The sequence below is a fragment of the Pseudomonas sp. Root562 genome, from assembly GCF_001427125.1.
GTDB lineage: Bacteria > Pseudomonadota > Gammaproteobacteria > Pseudomonadales > Pseudomonadaceae > Aquipseudomonas.
The window spans coordinates 553,197-566,381 of the sequence record NZ_LMGK01000001.1; the positions used below are offsets into that span (position 1 = coordinate 553,197).

The window sequence follows — 13,185 nt, forward strand, 5'->3', positions numbered from 1 at the left end:
ACAACAAAGCCGCCCGAAGGCGGCTTTGTCAGGTGCAGGTTCGAAGCTTAGTGCTTCTCGCCGGCCAGCTTGTGTTCGAGGTAGTGAATGTTCACGCCCCCTTTGCAGAAGCCTTCGTCGCGGGTCAGGTCGCGGTGCAGCGGGATGTTGGTCTTGATCCCGTCGACCACGATTTCGTCCAGCGCATTGCGCATGCGCGCCATGGCTTCGTCACGGGTTGCACCGTAAGTGATCAGCTTGCCGATCAACGAATCGTAGTTTGGCGGTACGGCATAACCACTGTACAGGTGCGAGTCGACGCGAACGCCGTTGCCGCCTGGTGCGTGGAAATGCTTGACCGTGCCCGGGCTCGGCATGAAGGTTTTCGGATCTTCGGCGTTGATCCGGCACTCCAGCGCGTGACCGCGGATGACCACGTCATCCTGGGTGAACGACAGCTTGTTGCCGGCGGCGATGCTGAGCATCTCCTTGACGATGTCGATACCGGTGACCATTTCCGAAACCGGGTGCTCTACCTGGACACGAGTGTTCATCTCGATGAAGTAGAAGCGGCCGTTCTCGTACAGGAACTCGAAAGTGCCCGCACCCCGGTAACCGATGTCGATGCACGCCTTGACGCAGCGAGCGAAAACTTCCTGGCGAGCCTTCTCGTCGATGCCCGGTGCCGGCGCTTCTTCGAGAACTTTCTGGTGACGACGTTGCAGCGAGCAATCGCGGTCGCCCAGATGGATGGCGTTGCCCTGGCCGTCGGAAAGCACCTGGACTTCCACGTGACGCGGGTTGGTCAGGAACTTTTCCAGATAGACCATCGGGTTGCCGAACGCCGCGCCTGCTTCGGAGCGGGTCAGTTTGGCCGAGGAAATCAGGTCTTCTTCTTTATGCACAACGCGCATGCCGCGACCACCACCGCCGCCAGCGGCCTTGATGATCACCGGATAACCGACTTCGCGACCAATGCGCAGAGCGGTTTCTTCGTCTTCCGGCAGCGGGCCGTCAGAACCCGGAACGGTCGGTACACCGGCGGCGATCATGGCGTGCTTGGCCGATACCTTGTCGCCCATCAGGCGAATGGTTTCGGCTTTCGGGCCAATGAACGCGAAGCCGGAGTTCTCGACCTGCTCGGCAAAGTCGGCGTTTTCCGCAAGGAAACCGTAGCCTGGGTGAATGGCGGTAGCGCCGGTCACTTCGGCCGCGGCAATGATTGCCGGAATGTGCAGGTAGGAGTGGGCGGCCGATGCCGGGCCGATGCAGACGGACTCGTCTGCCAGACCCAGGTGCATCAGTTCCTTGTCAGCCTTGGAGTAAACGGCGACGGTCTTGATGCCCATCTCTTTGCAGGCGCGCAGGATCCGCAGGGCGATCTCACCGCGGTTGGCGATCAGAACTTTTTCCAACTTCGCAGTCATCAAAGGCTCTCCGCGGTTCAAACGATGGTGAACAGCGGTTGGTCGTACTCAACCGGCTGGCCGTCTTCGACGAGGATGGATTCGATCACACCGCTGGTTTCAGCTTCGATGTGGTTCATCATCTTCATGGCTTCAACGATGCACAGGGTGTCGCCTTTCTTCACGGTCTGGCCGACTTCAACGAAGGACGGCGAGGTTGGCGAAGACTTGCGATAGAACGTACCGACCATTGGCGAACGGGCAACGGTGCCGTTCAACGCTGGTGCGGCAGGCGCTGCAGGTGCGGCGGCAGCGGCAGCCGGAGCGGCGGCAGCGACAGGCGCGGCAGCCGGAGCTGGCATTGGCGCAGGAGCGTAGTACTGCTGAGCCGGGGTCTTGCTGTGACGGCTGATGCGTACGGACTCTTCGCCTTCCTTGATCTCGAGCTCGTCGATGCCGGACTCTTCCAGCAATTCGATCAGTTTCTTAACTTTACGGATATCCATGAATCATCAACTCCCAAGGGTCGGTCAGGGGCGTATAGCTTGTTGTTCAAGCTGCTCTAATGCAGCCTCCAAGGCCAGTCGATAACCGCTGGCGCCAAGGCCGCAGATCACTCCTACCGCTACGTCGGAGAAGTAAGAGTGATGGCGGAAAGGTTCGCGTTTGTGCACGTTGGACAAATGCACTTCGATGAATGGGATGCTCACCGCCAGCAGCGCGTCACGTAATGCGACACTTGTATGCGTAAAAGCTGCCGGGTTGATCAAAATGAAGTCCACACCTTCGCTGCGAGCGGCGTGGATGCGGTCGATCAATTCGTACTCGGCATTGCTTTGCAGGTGCAGCAAATGGTGGCCGGCTTCACGGGCACGGCGTTCCAGGTCCTGGTTGATCTGGGCCAGCGTCGTGGCGCCATAGGTGCCCGGTTCACGGGTGCCGAGCAGGTTCAGGTTGGGTCCGTGCAGAACGAGTAGCGTCGCCATCGGCGGTTCCTTTGTTATCCGTGTGCAATTGTCAGAACTCGGCGACTATGCCGCAAAGCCTTTGTGACTGTCCAGTTCTCTGCAATAGCCAGCACGATGACCGATGTTTGCGCGAAATATATGACTGCTTGCTTAAATCCGGTCATTCGCCCTGGCAACACGTTCGGCGAAGTCCCGCGCATTGATCTCGCCGATCACCCGCACATCGACACGTTCGACGCCGTCCTTGCCGAAAAACATCAAGGCAGGGGGGCCGAACAGTTGGTAGCGATCGAGCAGGGCGCGTTGTTCGGCGTTGCTCTGGGTGATATCGAAGCGGACCAGCCTGTAACCCTTGAGGCGTTCGATGACGATGGAGTCGTTCAGTACCTCCCGTTCGATCACTTTGCAACTGATGCACCAGTCGGCGTACCAGTCGAGCAGCAGCGCAGTGTTGGCTGAGCGGGCTTGGGCGAGCACACGGTCGAGTTCAGCCGGGGTGTCTACGGTTTGCCAGGCACTGGTTTCCTGGGTTGGCGCGTTGCTGGCAATGGTGCGCGACTGGCCGATGGGGTTGAACGGGTCGCTCTGGCCGCTGAATGCGCCGAACCAGCAGGCCAGCGCGTAAAACAGCAGGAACATCCCGAATAGCTGGCCCAGGCGTTTTCGCGGTGGTTTGTAGACGAATTCCAGTGCGCCGAGGAACAAGCCGACACCCGCGGCCAACAGGCCGATCAGCAGCAGCGTAACCTGTCCCGGCAAAACCCGGCTGAGCAAGCCGATCGCCAGTCCCAGCAACAACACGCCAATCGCATTTTTCACGTAGATCAGCCACGGGCCGCTTTTTGGCAGCCACGCCGCGCCGCCGGTGGCCACCAATAACAGTGGCGCGCCCATGCCCAGGCCGAGCATGAACAGTTTCAGTCCACCGCCCAAGGCATCGCCGCTGGCGCTGATGTACAGCAACGCACCGGCCAAGGGTGCCGATACGCAGGGCGAAACCAGCAGGCTGGAAACCACGCCCAGCACTGCCGCGCCCCACAGCGAGCCGCCTTCGGTGCGACCAGCAATGCGGTCGAGCCGGCTGCTGATGGCATGCGGCAACTTCAGCTCGAACACCCCGAACATCGCCAGGGCAAACACTGCGAAAAACGTCGCGAATGGTACCAGCACCCAGGCCGATTGCAGGCGCGCCTGGAGATTGAGTTGCGCACCGAACATCCCCATCAAGGCGCCGAGCAGGGCAAAACACGCCGCCATCGGCAGCACATACGCCAGCGACAGGTTGAAACCGCGCCAGCCGCCGACCTGTCCGCGCAACACCACGCCGGACAGGATCGGCAGCATCGGCAGCACGCAGGGGGTGAACGTCAGGCCCAGACCGGCGAGGAAAAACAGCGCCAGTTCGCGCCAGCTCCAGCTATACGGCACGCTCACGCTGTTGCCGGCGTTGATACTCAGGCGCTCGGTTTCCGGTGGATAACACAGGCCCTTGTCGGCGCAGCCCTGATAAGTCACCACCAAGGTAAAGGCGCGCTGATCGGAGCGCGGCAGTTCTACATCGAGAATGCCGTGGTAGACCTCGACATCGCCAAAGTACTCGTCGTGCTTCTTTTGGCCGTCGGGCAATTGCGCTGCCCCGAGGGTGACATCGCCCGGTTCTGCGCGAAACTGGAAGCGGTGACGGTAGAGGTAATAGCCTTCGGTGGCGACGAAACGCAGTTTGATCGATTGCGACGTGCTTTCTACCAGGCTCAACTGAAAAGCTTCGCGTACCGGCAGGAAGTCGGCGCTGTTGTTGATCGAGCCCAGGGTAGAACTGGGACGGCTCTCCAACAGGCCGGTGGCGGCGGCCGGCAGGGCGAGCACGAATAAAAGCAGGCAGAGCAAACGGCGCATGACAATCTCGCGTATCGGAATTGGGGGGATGATAGCGGACGTCGTGCGGATGTGCAGTGCGGGTAGTGATGGGGTGACTGGTCCGACGTCATCGCTGGCAAGCCAGCTCCCACAAGTTTTGCAGGTATCCACAAGATCTATAAGCACCCTCAACCCTGTGGGAGCTGGCAAGCCAACACCCACGAGTATCAAGGTTGTCCACAAGATCTATAAGCACCCTCAATCCTGTGGGAGCTGGCTTGCCAGCGATGGCGGCTTATCAGACGCGGAAGGCCTGAACGGCGGTATGCAGGCGCCCACCCAGCACCAGCAAATTTTCCCCTTGCTCGCGCCCTTCGCCAATGCGCAGCAAGTTATCCCCGCCCAACTGATGAATCCGCTCGCTGTGGTCGCGAATCTCACTGACGGCGCCGCTCTGCTGGGCGGTGACATCGGCGATGCGCACTGCGGTGTCAGAGATGGTCTGGATCGCCCCGACGATTTTATCCAGCGCGCCATCGGCCGCCTGGGCCTGGTTGGCGGTGGCTTCGGCGTGTTCGACCTGGGCGCGCATGCCTTCGACCGACTGGCGCGCGGCGGTTTGCAGACCGGCGATCAAGGTCTGGATTTCGGCGGTGGCACCAGCAGTGCGTTGCGCCAGTGAGCGAACTTCTTCAGCCACCACGGCAAAGCCGCGACCCATTTCCCCGGCGCGTGCCGCTTCAATGGCCGCATTCAGCGCCAGCAGATTGGTCTGGTCGGCAATCGAGCGAATCACCGTCAGCACCCCGCCGATGGTCGCGGACTCTTCGGCCAGATGTTCGATCATCTGTGCATTGCCCTGCACTTCGTCCACCAGCGCATGCAGGCCTGTCAGGCTCAGGCCAATGACTTGCTGCCCGTGCTCCACCGCCAGGCCCGCATGCCGACTGGCTTCGGCAGCCTGGCTGGCATCGCCGGCGACTTGCTGAATGGTCGCTTCCAGTTCGCCGAGGGAATCGCGGATCAATGCGGTGTCCCCCGCCTGGTGCTCGGCACCGCTGTGCAGGTCGTTGCTCAATTCGGCGAGGGTCCGGCTGCTGCCGGCGACCTGTTCGGCGTTAAGGCGAATGGTCCCCACCAGCGCCACCAGATAGGCGCGCAAGCGATTGAGCGACGCTTCGATGTCATGCAATTCGCGGTTGGTCTTGCCCAGTTGGATGTCCTGGCTGAAATCCCCTTCGGCCCAGGTCGACAGCGCCGGAGCGAGGTTGGTCAGGGTCCGGGCGAGTTTGCGTTGCAGGCTGTCGATCAGCAGCGCGATCAGCAAAATCAAACCGATCATCACGCCTTGCATCAGTCGGACTTCGCCCTGGATTTGCCCGTGCTGGGCGCGGACCACCGGTTCCAGCCCGGCGATGGCGTGTTGCACATCGGCGATTTTAAGATGAGTCGCGGTACTGAGATCGGCGCGTTTCTGGATCTGCTCGCGGGTCCGAGCCAGCTCCGCCGGGTAACGGGTTAGCAGGCTATTGAGTTCACGCTTGTAGCCAACGCCGGCATCCTCGGCTGCAGCTTTCTCGGTGCTCTCCAGGCCCATCATCGAGGCGAAATTATCGGTGTTCGATTCGCTGCTGGCTGCCACGCCCAGCAAGGGCAGGGCGTCCAGCAGAGCGGCCTGGGTGCGGATGTGGGTGACTTCGCGCTCGACATCGGCGGCCAGTTCGCTGCGGCCGCTGCTGACCAGTTTGTCCCGGGCCAGCGACAATTTACCCAAATGCTGCGATGCAGTGAGCAATGGCGTCAGGTACGCCGCGTTGGCGCTGGCGTACTGACTGAGCTGGTCGAGGCTGGCAGCCAATTCCCGCTCGGCTTGCAGCAGCAGGGCCTGCGGATCTCCGGCGAGCTTGCCCGCGGCCAGCAGATCGGTTTTGCTGAAGTCACTCAGGTTGGACAGGCTAGGGCGCAGGCTTTCGGCCAGCGCCGGTGGCAATTCGCCGAGTTCTGTTTGCAGGGCATCAATGGCCTGGGTGGCGTTGCTCAAGCGCAGGGCATCGCCGCTGGCGAGGTAATCCTCGATGTTGCGCGCCACATCGTTCTGAAACTGCTGAGACAAACCCAGGTAACGCTCCATTAATAGGTACGGGCGTTCAAGGGCTTTTTGCGACCACCACAGCGTCGCGCCAAGGGCTACGCACACGGCGACTAAAAGGAGGGTGTTGAGATTGGTCAGCAGCTTCAGGCGCATCACGGACTACCAACGGCAGAAATGGTAAGCGCCTGAAGTTATTGCGTTTCTGTTACAGGGTTATGACCGAAGGGGTCAATTGTGATGAAAAAGTGGCACTTTGCTTTGACGTCCCCGCCGCCTGGACACGGTTGCGCCCGGCACCTTTGGCACGATAGAGCGCCTCATCCGCCTGGCTGGCCATGGACAGGCTGTCGGAGGTTTCACACAACTCCACCACCCCGGCGCTGAACGTGCACCACAAATCCTGGGGTTGAGCCGGATAGTGAATTTCGGCAAAGCGCTGGCGGATTTCATCGAGGACCTTGTAGGCCGCCTCAAGGTCGGTGTCCGGCATGACAATGGCGAACTCTTCACCGCCGTAGCGGCCAATGAAGTCAGTCTTGCGCAAGCGCTGCTTGAGGAACAACGCCAGGCTCTTGATCACCCGGTCGCCCATGGGGTGGCCGTGGCTGTCGTTGACGCGCTTGAAGTGGTCGATGTCGAGCATGGCGAAGCTCAGCGGCTTGTTCTCGCGGCGAGAGCGGAACGAACAGTCTTCGAGCAATTGCAGGATGTGGGTGTGGTTGTACAGGCCGGTGAGGCTGTCGCGGACCATGCGAGCCTTGAGGTTGCGCGCCCGCGCCGCGCGATTGCGCACGGTGGTGATCAAGTGCCGGGGTTTGATCGGCTTGGTCAGGAAGTCGTCGCCGCCTTCACTCATGGCGTCGAGCTGCTTGTCCAGATCGTCTTCGGCGGACAGGTAAATGATCGGCACGCTGACATAACGGTCGTTGTGACGGATCACCTTGGCCAGTTCCGTACCGGTGCAGGCCGGCATGTACATGTCGAGGATGATCAGGTCCGGCTGGAAGTCCGCCAGTTCGGCCATGGCCTGGATCGGCTCGATCAGCGTCCGGGTGACAATCCCGGCGCTGTTGAGCAAGCGCTCGGTGTGCAGGGCCTGGGCACGGGAGTCGTCGATGATCAGCACTTTATAGGGTTCGTACTGGGCAACGCAGGTCAGGACTTCGATTTTCTCCAGCAGGCTCGACGCTTCGAGCGTGCCGGTGAGGAACTCCTGACCACCGGCACGCACGGCGGCGAGTCGGGTCGGGGTATCGGTTTCGTGCAGGCTGAAGAACAACAGCGGCAATTGATGATCGAGGCCTTCCTGGGCTTCGGCGGCCAGCTTCAGGCCGATGCCGGGGCCACTGAAGTCCACGTCCATGACAATTGCTGCCGGCAGACGCTCGACCATCGACGAGCGAAACGCAGCTACGCTGTCCAGGGACTGAGCGCTGAGCCCGAAAAACTCCAGTTGCTTGGCCAGGCGTTCGGCGCGGTCGTGATCCTGCAGCATGACGTAGATCGGCTTGCGCAGGGGCGGCAGGAACGTCTGGTCGAGTTGGTCGCCATGGCGCAGGCCAGTGCGGGACAGGCGCTGCATCAAGCGGTTGAGGTCAGTGATCAGGCCACTGCTCAAGCGTCCGCGATTGGCATCGACGGCTTCCAGTGACTGAGTGATTTGGCGAGCCAGGTGCGTGTGTTCCGGCTGTTCGAAACGCTCGGCGAAGCGCAGCAGGCGCAGATTGGCCTCGCTCAGCTCCGACAGATCGGTGCTTGACCACTCGCTGCGTTGCAGGCGCTGCCATATCTCAAGAATCTGACGTGCCTGATGAATTACCCGCTGGGCAAAGTGGTGCTTGAGGCGCTCGCGGCTGGGATCTTCTGGCTCGGTCATATCCTGACTACTAGTTAGGGGGCACGCTGAGGTCGAGTGGTGGCTCTATGCTAGCACCACTTTGCGATGACATGAGTGCTGTACGTCAATAATCTGCAACGCGGACGCATTCAGTTTCTGACTGATTGGTCGTAAATCGGCTGTTGGTTTTTGCGAAGGGCGCGCCGACCGGGGCTTATACGGCGTTTGTGATGAAATGTCCGGGCGTTTCGAGCTGCCGATCAGACTTGAATGCGAGTTGTTTCCAGGTGGCTGAAGATGAGCCGATACGCTGTTTTTTTGCGGGTATGGGCTAGGGGATTCCCCTATGGGCAGCGTCAGCGAAGCGGTCGTGATGATCGCTGCGGTTACGCGGGACGTTTAATTTTCGTCATCACGCCAACGGCGGGTGCCGGGCAAAGGCACGTTGTTGTATGGTTGTGGTCGAACCGTTGAACTCAAGTGATTGAAAGGATATCGCCATGCTGGACTGGAAAAACCGCGCGGGCAGTGCGCCTGAACGTGCCGCCGAGCCCAAGTCGGCCACCCGCAGTTATCTGGGCGGCCTGCTGTTCAGCCGCGCGCTGGCCACGCTGATCGGTCTCTACCTGCTGGTGGCGATTGCTTTGGGATGGTACTGGAGCCAGGAGCCTGCGCTGTTTCCTGTGCAGCAGACTGCGCAAATGGCGGCCGAAAAAGAAGGCAAGCAAATGGTGGTCGGTTACACCACGGTCGAAACCCTCAAGACCGTTGCCGGTACGTTGCTGACCAAGCAGGGCGGCTATATCTCCAACGACCGCTTTCCGCCAGGCCTGTGGATGGACAACATGCCGAGCTGGGAATATGGCGTGCTGGTACAGGTTCGCGACCTGAGCCGTGCGTTGCGCAAAGATTTCGCCCGCTCGCAGTCGCAGTCCGCCGAAGACGCTGATCTGGCCAAGGCCGAGCCGCGTTTCAACTTCGACAACAAGAGCTGGGTGCTGCCATCCAGTGAGTCCGAGTACCAGGAAGGCATCAATTCCCTGAGCCGTTATCAGGCGCGCCTGTCCGATCCGAACCAGAAGAGCGCGCTGTTCTATGCCCGCGCCGACAACCTGAACAACTGGCTGGGCGACGTCGGTACGCGTCTGGGTTCGCTGTCGCAACGACTGTCGGCCAGTGTTGGTCGGGTCAAGCTCAACACCGCGTTGAAAACCGAGGTCGTGGTACCGGGTGTGGCGCCGCAAGTCGACGAAGAAATCGTCGAAACCCCATGGCTGCAGATCGACAACGTGTTCTACGAAGCGCGGGGCCAGGCTTGGGCCTTGTCGCATTTGCTGCGCGCCATCGAAGTCGATTTCGCCGATGTCCTGGCCAAGAAGAACGCCACGGTCAGCGTGCGCCAGATCATTCGTGAGCTGGAAGCGTCGCAGGAAGCCGTGTGGAGTCCGATGATCCTCAATGGCAGCGGCTTCGGCGTTTTGGCCAACCACTCGCTGGTCATGGCCAACTACATTTCCCGGGCCAACGCGGCAGTGATCGATTTGCGTCAACTGCTCAATCAGGGCTGAGTCATGGCCGACAGTTCCATCGATAACCTGCGGGAGGCTGCCCACCGGGCGGCTTCGGATGCCGAACAGATCGCCTGGGTCGACGAACAGGACAACCTGCTCGGCGCCCTGGTCCGTTCCGATTTGCGTGAGCGAGGGCTGATCGGTCGCGGCACTTACATCATGTTGTTCAACTCCGCGGGTGAGCTTTGCGTGCATCGGCGCACACTCAGCAAGGCAATCTATCCTGGTTTCTGGGACGTGGCGGCGGGCGGCATGGTGCTGGCGACGGAAACCTACGCCGAGTCGGCGGCGCGGGAACTGGAAGAAGAATTGGGCGTGCGTGGTGTGGAACTGACCGCCCATGACCACTTTTTCTTCGAAGACACCGGCAATCGCCTGTGGTGCTCGGCGTTTTCCGCGGTGTGGGATGGCCCGTTGGTCCTGCAACCGGAAGAGGTGCTGGAAGCGCGTTTTATCCCCATCGAACAGGTCATGCAGGAAATCGAGCAAAAGCCTTACTGCCCGGACTCTTTGGCCGCGTTGAAGCGCTATCTGCGGTCACGCGGCGAAGACGTCGCAAAAGAGGCATAAAATTGGCGCCGATTGGCTCTTAGCAATCGGCGTTTTTGCCGTTACACTGCGCGACCTTTTTAAGCTGAACCGGTATTGGTTGTTGCTGTTCTGTTGGAGCGAGCCTGCAGAGGACACGCCAACGACAGAGTCTGCCGGTTCAGTAGCGCTGCCCCTGCCTGAGTGGGGCTTCGCGGTCGATAGCCCTTCCCGAGTGCTGCGACCAGTCTTTGTCCTCCCAAGAGGATTGCCGGTGGCCAAAAAAGCCGCATCCTTCGCCGCCCTTGGTGGCCTGGTATTTTCCACCGACGCAGGTCGTCATTGCCCGGAATGCAGTAAACCGGTGGACGCCTGCATCTGCAAACAGACCGTTATCCCGGCCGGCGACGGCATCGCTCGCGTGCGCCGCGAAAGCAAGGGCCGTGGCGGCAAGACGGTGACCACCATCACCGGCGTGCCGTTGGCTGAAGACGCGCTCAAGGAACTGGCCACGACGTTGAAAAAACGCTGCGGTACCGGCGGGGCGTTGAAAGACGGGATCATTGAAATCCAGGGCGATCATGTCGAGCTACTCTTGGCTGAACTGATCAAGCTCGGTTTCAAAGCGAAGAAGTCCGGCGGCTAGCAGCCTCTGTGAAAACCACTTGCGGCTTGATCCAGCCCTGATTGCCTTCAGGTCTGGCGTCGCCGTCATGGTTTTCACAGAGCCTGTTCTTGACCGGTTTCTAAACTCGTTGCGGTCTGCGGGGTCTACCCCCTCGTTGACGAACCGTCATTTTCATTCTTTAGACTGCGCCGACCTGAATCCAGGCGACGCACTATGACTTCTTTATAGGGGACTTCGATGTCCGTACGACGCACACGCAAAGACGATGGCAGCCAATGGACAGTTGCGGACAGCCGCAGTGTTTACGGGATTCGCCATTGGGGGGCCGGGTATTTCGCGATCAATGACGCCGGTCGCGTCGAAGTTCGTCCGAACGGTCCGAGCAGCTCGCCCATCGACCTGTTCGAGCAAGTCGACCAACTGCGCAAGAGCGGCTTGTCGCTGCCGTTGCTGGTGCGCTTCCCCGATATCCTGCAAGACCGCGTGCGTCAGCTGACCGGCGCGTTCGACGCCAACATCGAGCGCCTGGAATACCAGAGCAAATACACGGCGCTGTACCCGATCAAGGTCAACCAGCAGGAAGCGGTGATCGAGAACATCATCGCCACCCAGAACGTTTCCATCGGCCTGGAAGCCGGTTCCAAGCCTGAGCTGCTGGCGGTGCTGGCGCTGGCGCCGAAGGGCGGCACCATCGTCTGCAACGGCTACAAGGACCGCGAGTTCATTCGCCTGGCGTTGATGGGCCAGAAGCTCGGCCACAACGTCTTCATCGTGATCGAGAAAGAATCCGAAGTCGGTCTGGTGATCGAAGAAGCCAACTCGCTCAAGGTCAAGCCTCAGGTCGGTCTGCGTGTGCGCCTGTCGTCCCTGGCGTCGAGCAAATGGGCCGACACCGGTGGCGAGAAGTCCAAGTTCGGTCTGTCGGCGGCCCAGCTGCTGTCGGTGGTCGAGCGCTTCCGCGCGGCTGGCCTGGACCAGGGCATTCGCCTGCTGCACTTCCACATGGGTTCGCAGATCGCCAACCTGGCGGACTACCAGCACGGTTTCAAGGAAGCAATCCGCTACTACGGCGAACTGCGCAACCTTGGTCTGCCGGTCGATCACATCGACGTCGGCGGTGGCCTGGGCGTGGACTACGACGGTACGCACTCGCGTAACGCCAGTTCGATCAACTACGACATGGACGATTACGCCGGTGTCGTGGTCGGGATGCTCAAGGAGTTCTGCGACGCGCAAAACCTGCCGCATCCGAACATCTTCTCCGAGAGCGGCCGTTCCCTGACCGCGCACCACGCCATGCTGGTGATCCAGGTGACCGACGTCGAGAAACACAACGACGACGTGCCGCAGATCGAGAACAAGGAAGCGCTGCCGGAAACCGTGCAGTGGCTGGTGGACTTGCTGGGGCCGACCGATATCGAGATGGTCACCGAAACCTACTGGCGCGCCACACACTACATGAGCGATGTCGCTGCGCAGTACGCCGATGGCAAGTTGACCCTGGCGGAAAAAGCCCTGGCCGAGCAATGCTACTTTGCCGTTTGCCGTCGCCTGCACAACTCGTTGAAGGCGCGTCAGCGTTCCCACCGTCAGGTGCTCGATGAGCTCAACGACAAGCTGGCCGACAAGTACATCTGCAACTTCTCGGTGTTCCAGAGCCTGCCGGACACCTGGGCCATCGACCAGGTCCTGCCGATCATTCCGCTGCATCGCCTCGACGAAGAGCCGCTGCGTCGCGCAGTGTTGCAGGACCTGACCTGCGACTCGGACGGCAAGATCAACCAGTACGTCGACGAGCAGAGCATCGAAACCAGTCTGCCGGTGCACTCCCTGAACGAAGGCGAGGACTACCTGCTGGGTGTGTTCCTGGTCGGCGCCTATCAGGAAATTCTCGGCGACATGCACAACCTGTTCGGTGACACCGATTCGGTGAACATCTACCAGAACGCCGATGGCAGCGTGTACCACGCCGGTATCGAAACCCACGACACCATCGAAGACATGCTGCGCTACGTGCACTTGTCGCCGGAAGAACTGATGACTCACTACCGCGACAAGTGCGCCAGTGCCCGCATCAGTGCCAGCGAACGTACCCAGTTCCTCGATGCGTTGCGCCTGGGCCTGACCCGTTCTTCTTACCTGTCTTCCTGAGGTAAGCATCACGCTCATCAGGTTGTCTGAAAATTTCCCGTTCGCTACGGAAATTTCAGATGACCTGGTGCGGCGTTTCTCTTTTTTCAAGCGAAGCGGCCTACGTCCTCGGCTATCCAAGTCATTTGGTCTTCTTTTCGCGTAGGTCATTTCCTAAGTTGTACTTCA

10 protein-coding genes are annotated in these 13,185 nt (G+C 60.5%); 4 read left to right on the forward strand and 6 right to left on the reverse strand.

Annotated features, from left to right (window positions below):
* Window positions 1–47: 47 nt before the first annotated feature.
* From accC to gcbA, 6 genes are all read right to left on the reverse strand, one after another.
* A complete protein-coding gene (accC, locus tag ASD60_RS02480) occupies window positions 48–1,406 on the reverse strand; it encodes an acetyl-CoA carboxylase biotin carboxylase subunit (RefSeq protein ID WP_056852463.1) in 1,359 nt (452 codons plus the stop codon).
* Window positions 1,407–1,423: 17 nt separating this feature from the next.
* Complete coding sequence (gene accB, locus ASD60_RS02485; RefSeq protein WP_056852464.1) at window positions 1,424–1,891, reverse strand: acetyl-CoA carboxylase biotin carboxyl carrier protein; 468 nt, start codon at window positions 1,889–1,891, stop codon at window positions 1,424–1,426.
* Window positions 1,892–1,915: 24 nt separating this feature from the next.
* Entirely contained in the window at window positions 1,916–2,371 is a 456-nt protein-coding gene (aroQ, locus tag ASD60_RS02490) for a type II 3-dehydroquinate dehydratase (RefSeq protein WP_056852465.1), read from the reverse strand.
* Between the two features lie 132 nt (window positions 2,372–2,503).
* Entirely contained in the window at window positions 2,504–4,249 is a 1,746-nt protein-coding gene (locus ASD60_RS02495; RefSeq protein ID WP_056852466.1) for a protein-disulfide reductase DsbD, read from the reverse strand.
* Window positions 4,250–4,508: 259 nt separating this feature from the next.
* Window positions 4,509–6,455, reverse strand: a complete 1,947-nt coding sequence (locus ASD60_RS02500) for a methyl-accepting chemotaxis protein (protein WP_056852467.1) — start codon at window positions 6,453–6,455, stop codon at window positions 4,509–4,511.
* A 52-nt stretch (window positions 6,456–6,507) separates the two neighbouring features.
* Window positions 6,508–8,178 carry a diguanylate cyclase GcbA gene (gene gcbA / locus ASD60_RS02505; RefSeq protein WP_056852468.1) on the reverse strand — a complete coding sequence of 557 codons (1,671 nt, stop codon included), beginning with the start codon at window positions 8,176–8,178 and terminating at the stop codon, window positions 6,508–6,510.
* A gap of 461 nt (window positions 8,179–8,639) precedes the next feature.
* On the opposite strand from gcbA, the gene ASD60_RS02510 reads away from it, so the two are divergent.
* From ASD60_RS02510 to speA, 4 genes are all read left to right on the forward strand, one after another.
* Entirely contained in the window at window positions 8,640–9,707 is a 1,068-nt protein-coding gene (locus ASD60_RS02510; RefSeq protein WP_056852469.1) for a DUF2333 family protein, read from the forward strand.
* Window positions 9,708–9,710: 3 nt separating this feature from the next.
* Window positions 9,711–10,280 carry an NUDIX hydrolase gene (locus ASD60_RS02515; protein ID WP_056852470.1) on the forward strand — a complete coding sequence of 190 codons (570 nt, stop codon included), beginning with the start codon at window positions 9,711–9,713 and terminating at the stop codon, window positions 10,278–10,280.
* A gap of 232 nt (window positions 10,281–10,512) precedes the next feature.
* Complete coding sequence (locus ASD60_RS02520) at window positions 10,513–10,884, forward strand: translation initiation factor Sui1 (RefSeq protein ID WP_003221288.1); 372 nt, start codon at window positions 10,513–10,515, stop codon at window positions 10,882–10,884.
* Between the two features lie 219 nt (window positions 10,885–11,103).
* Window positions 11,104–13,017, forward strand: a complete 1,914-nt coding sequence (speA, locus tag ASD60_RS02525) for an arginine decarboxylase (RefSeq protein ID WP_056852471.1) — start codon at window positions 11,104–11,106, stop codon at window positions 13,015–13,017.
* Window positions 13,018–13,185: the final 168 nt, after the last annotated feature.

Coding starts and splice junctions, on each gene's coding strand:
- accC (WP_056852463.1), bottom strand. CDS start 1,406: ATGACTGCGAAGTTGGAAAAAGTTCTGATCGCCAACCGCGGTGAGATC.
- accB (WP_056852464.1), bottom strand. CDS start 1,891: ATGGATATCCGTAAAGTTAAGAAACTGATCGAATTGCTGGAAGAGTCC.
- aroQ (WP_056852465.1), bottom strand. CDS start 2,371: ATGGCGACGCTACTCGTTCTGCACGGACCCAACCTGAACCTGCTCGGC.
- ASD60_RS02495 (WP_056852466.1), bottom strand. CDS start 4,249: ATGCGCCGTTTGCTCTGCCTGCTTTTATTCGTGCTCGCCCTGCCGGCC.
- ASD60_RS02500 (WP_056852467.1), bottom strand. CDS start 6,455: ATGCGCCTGAAGCTGCTGACCAATCTCAACACCCTCCTTTTAGTCGCC.
- gcbA (WP_056852468.1), bottom strand. CDS start 8,178: ATGACCGAGCCAGAAGATCCCAGCCGCGAGCGCCTCAAGCACCACTTT.
- ASD60_RS02510 (WP_056852469.1), top strand. CDS start 8,640: ATGCTGGACTGGAAAAACCGCGCGGGCAGTGCGCCTGAACGTGCCGCC.
- ASD60_RS02515 (WP_056852470.1), top strand. CDS start 9,711: ATGGCCGACAGTTCCATCGATAACCTGCGGGAGGCTGCCCACCGGGCG.
- speA (WP_056852471.1), top strand. CDS start 11,104: ATGTCCGTACGACGCACACGCAAAGACGATGGCAGCCAATGGACAGTT.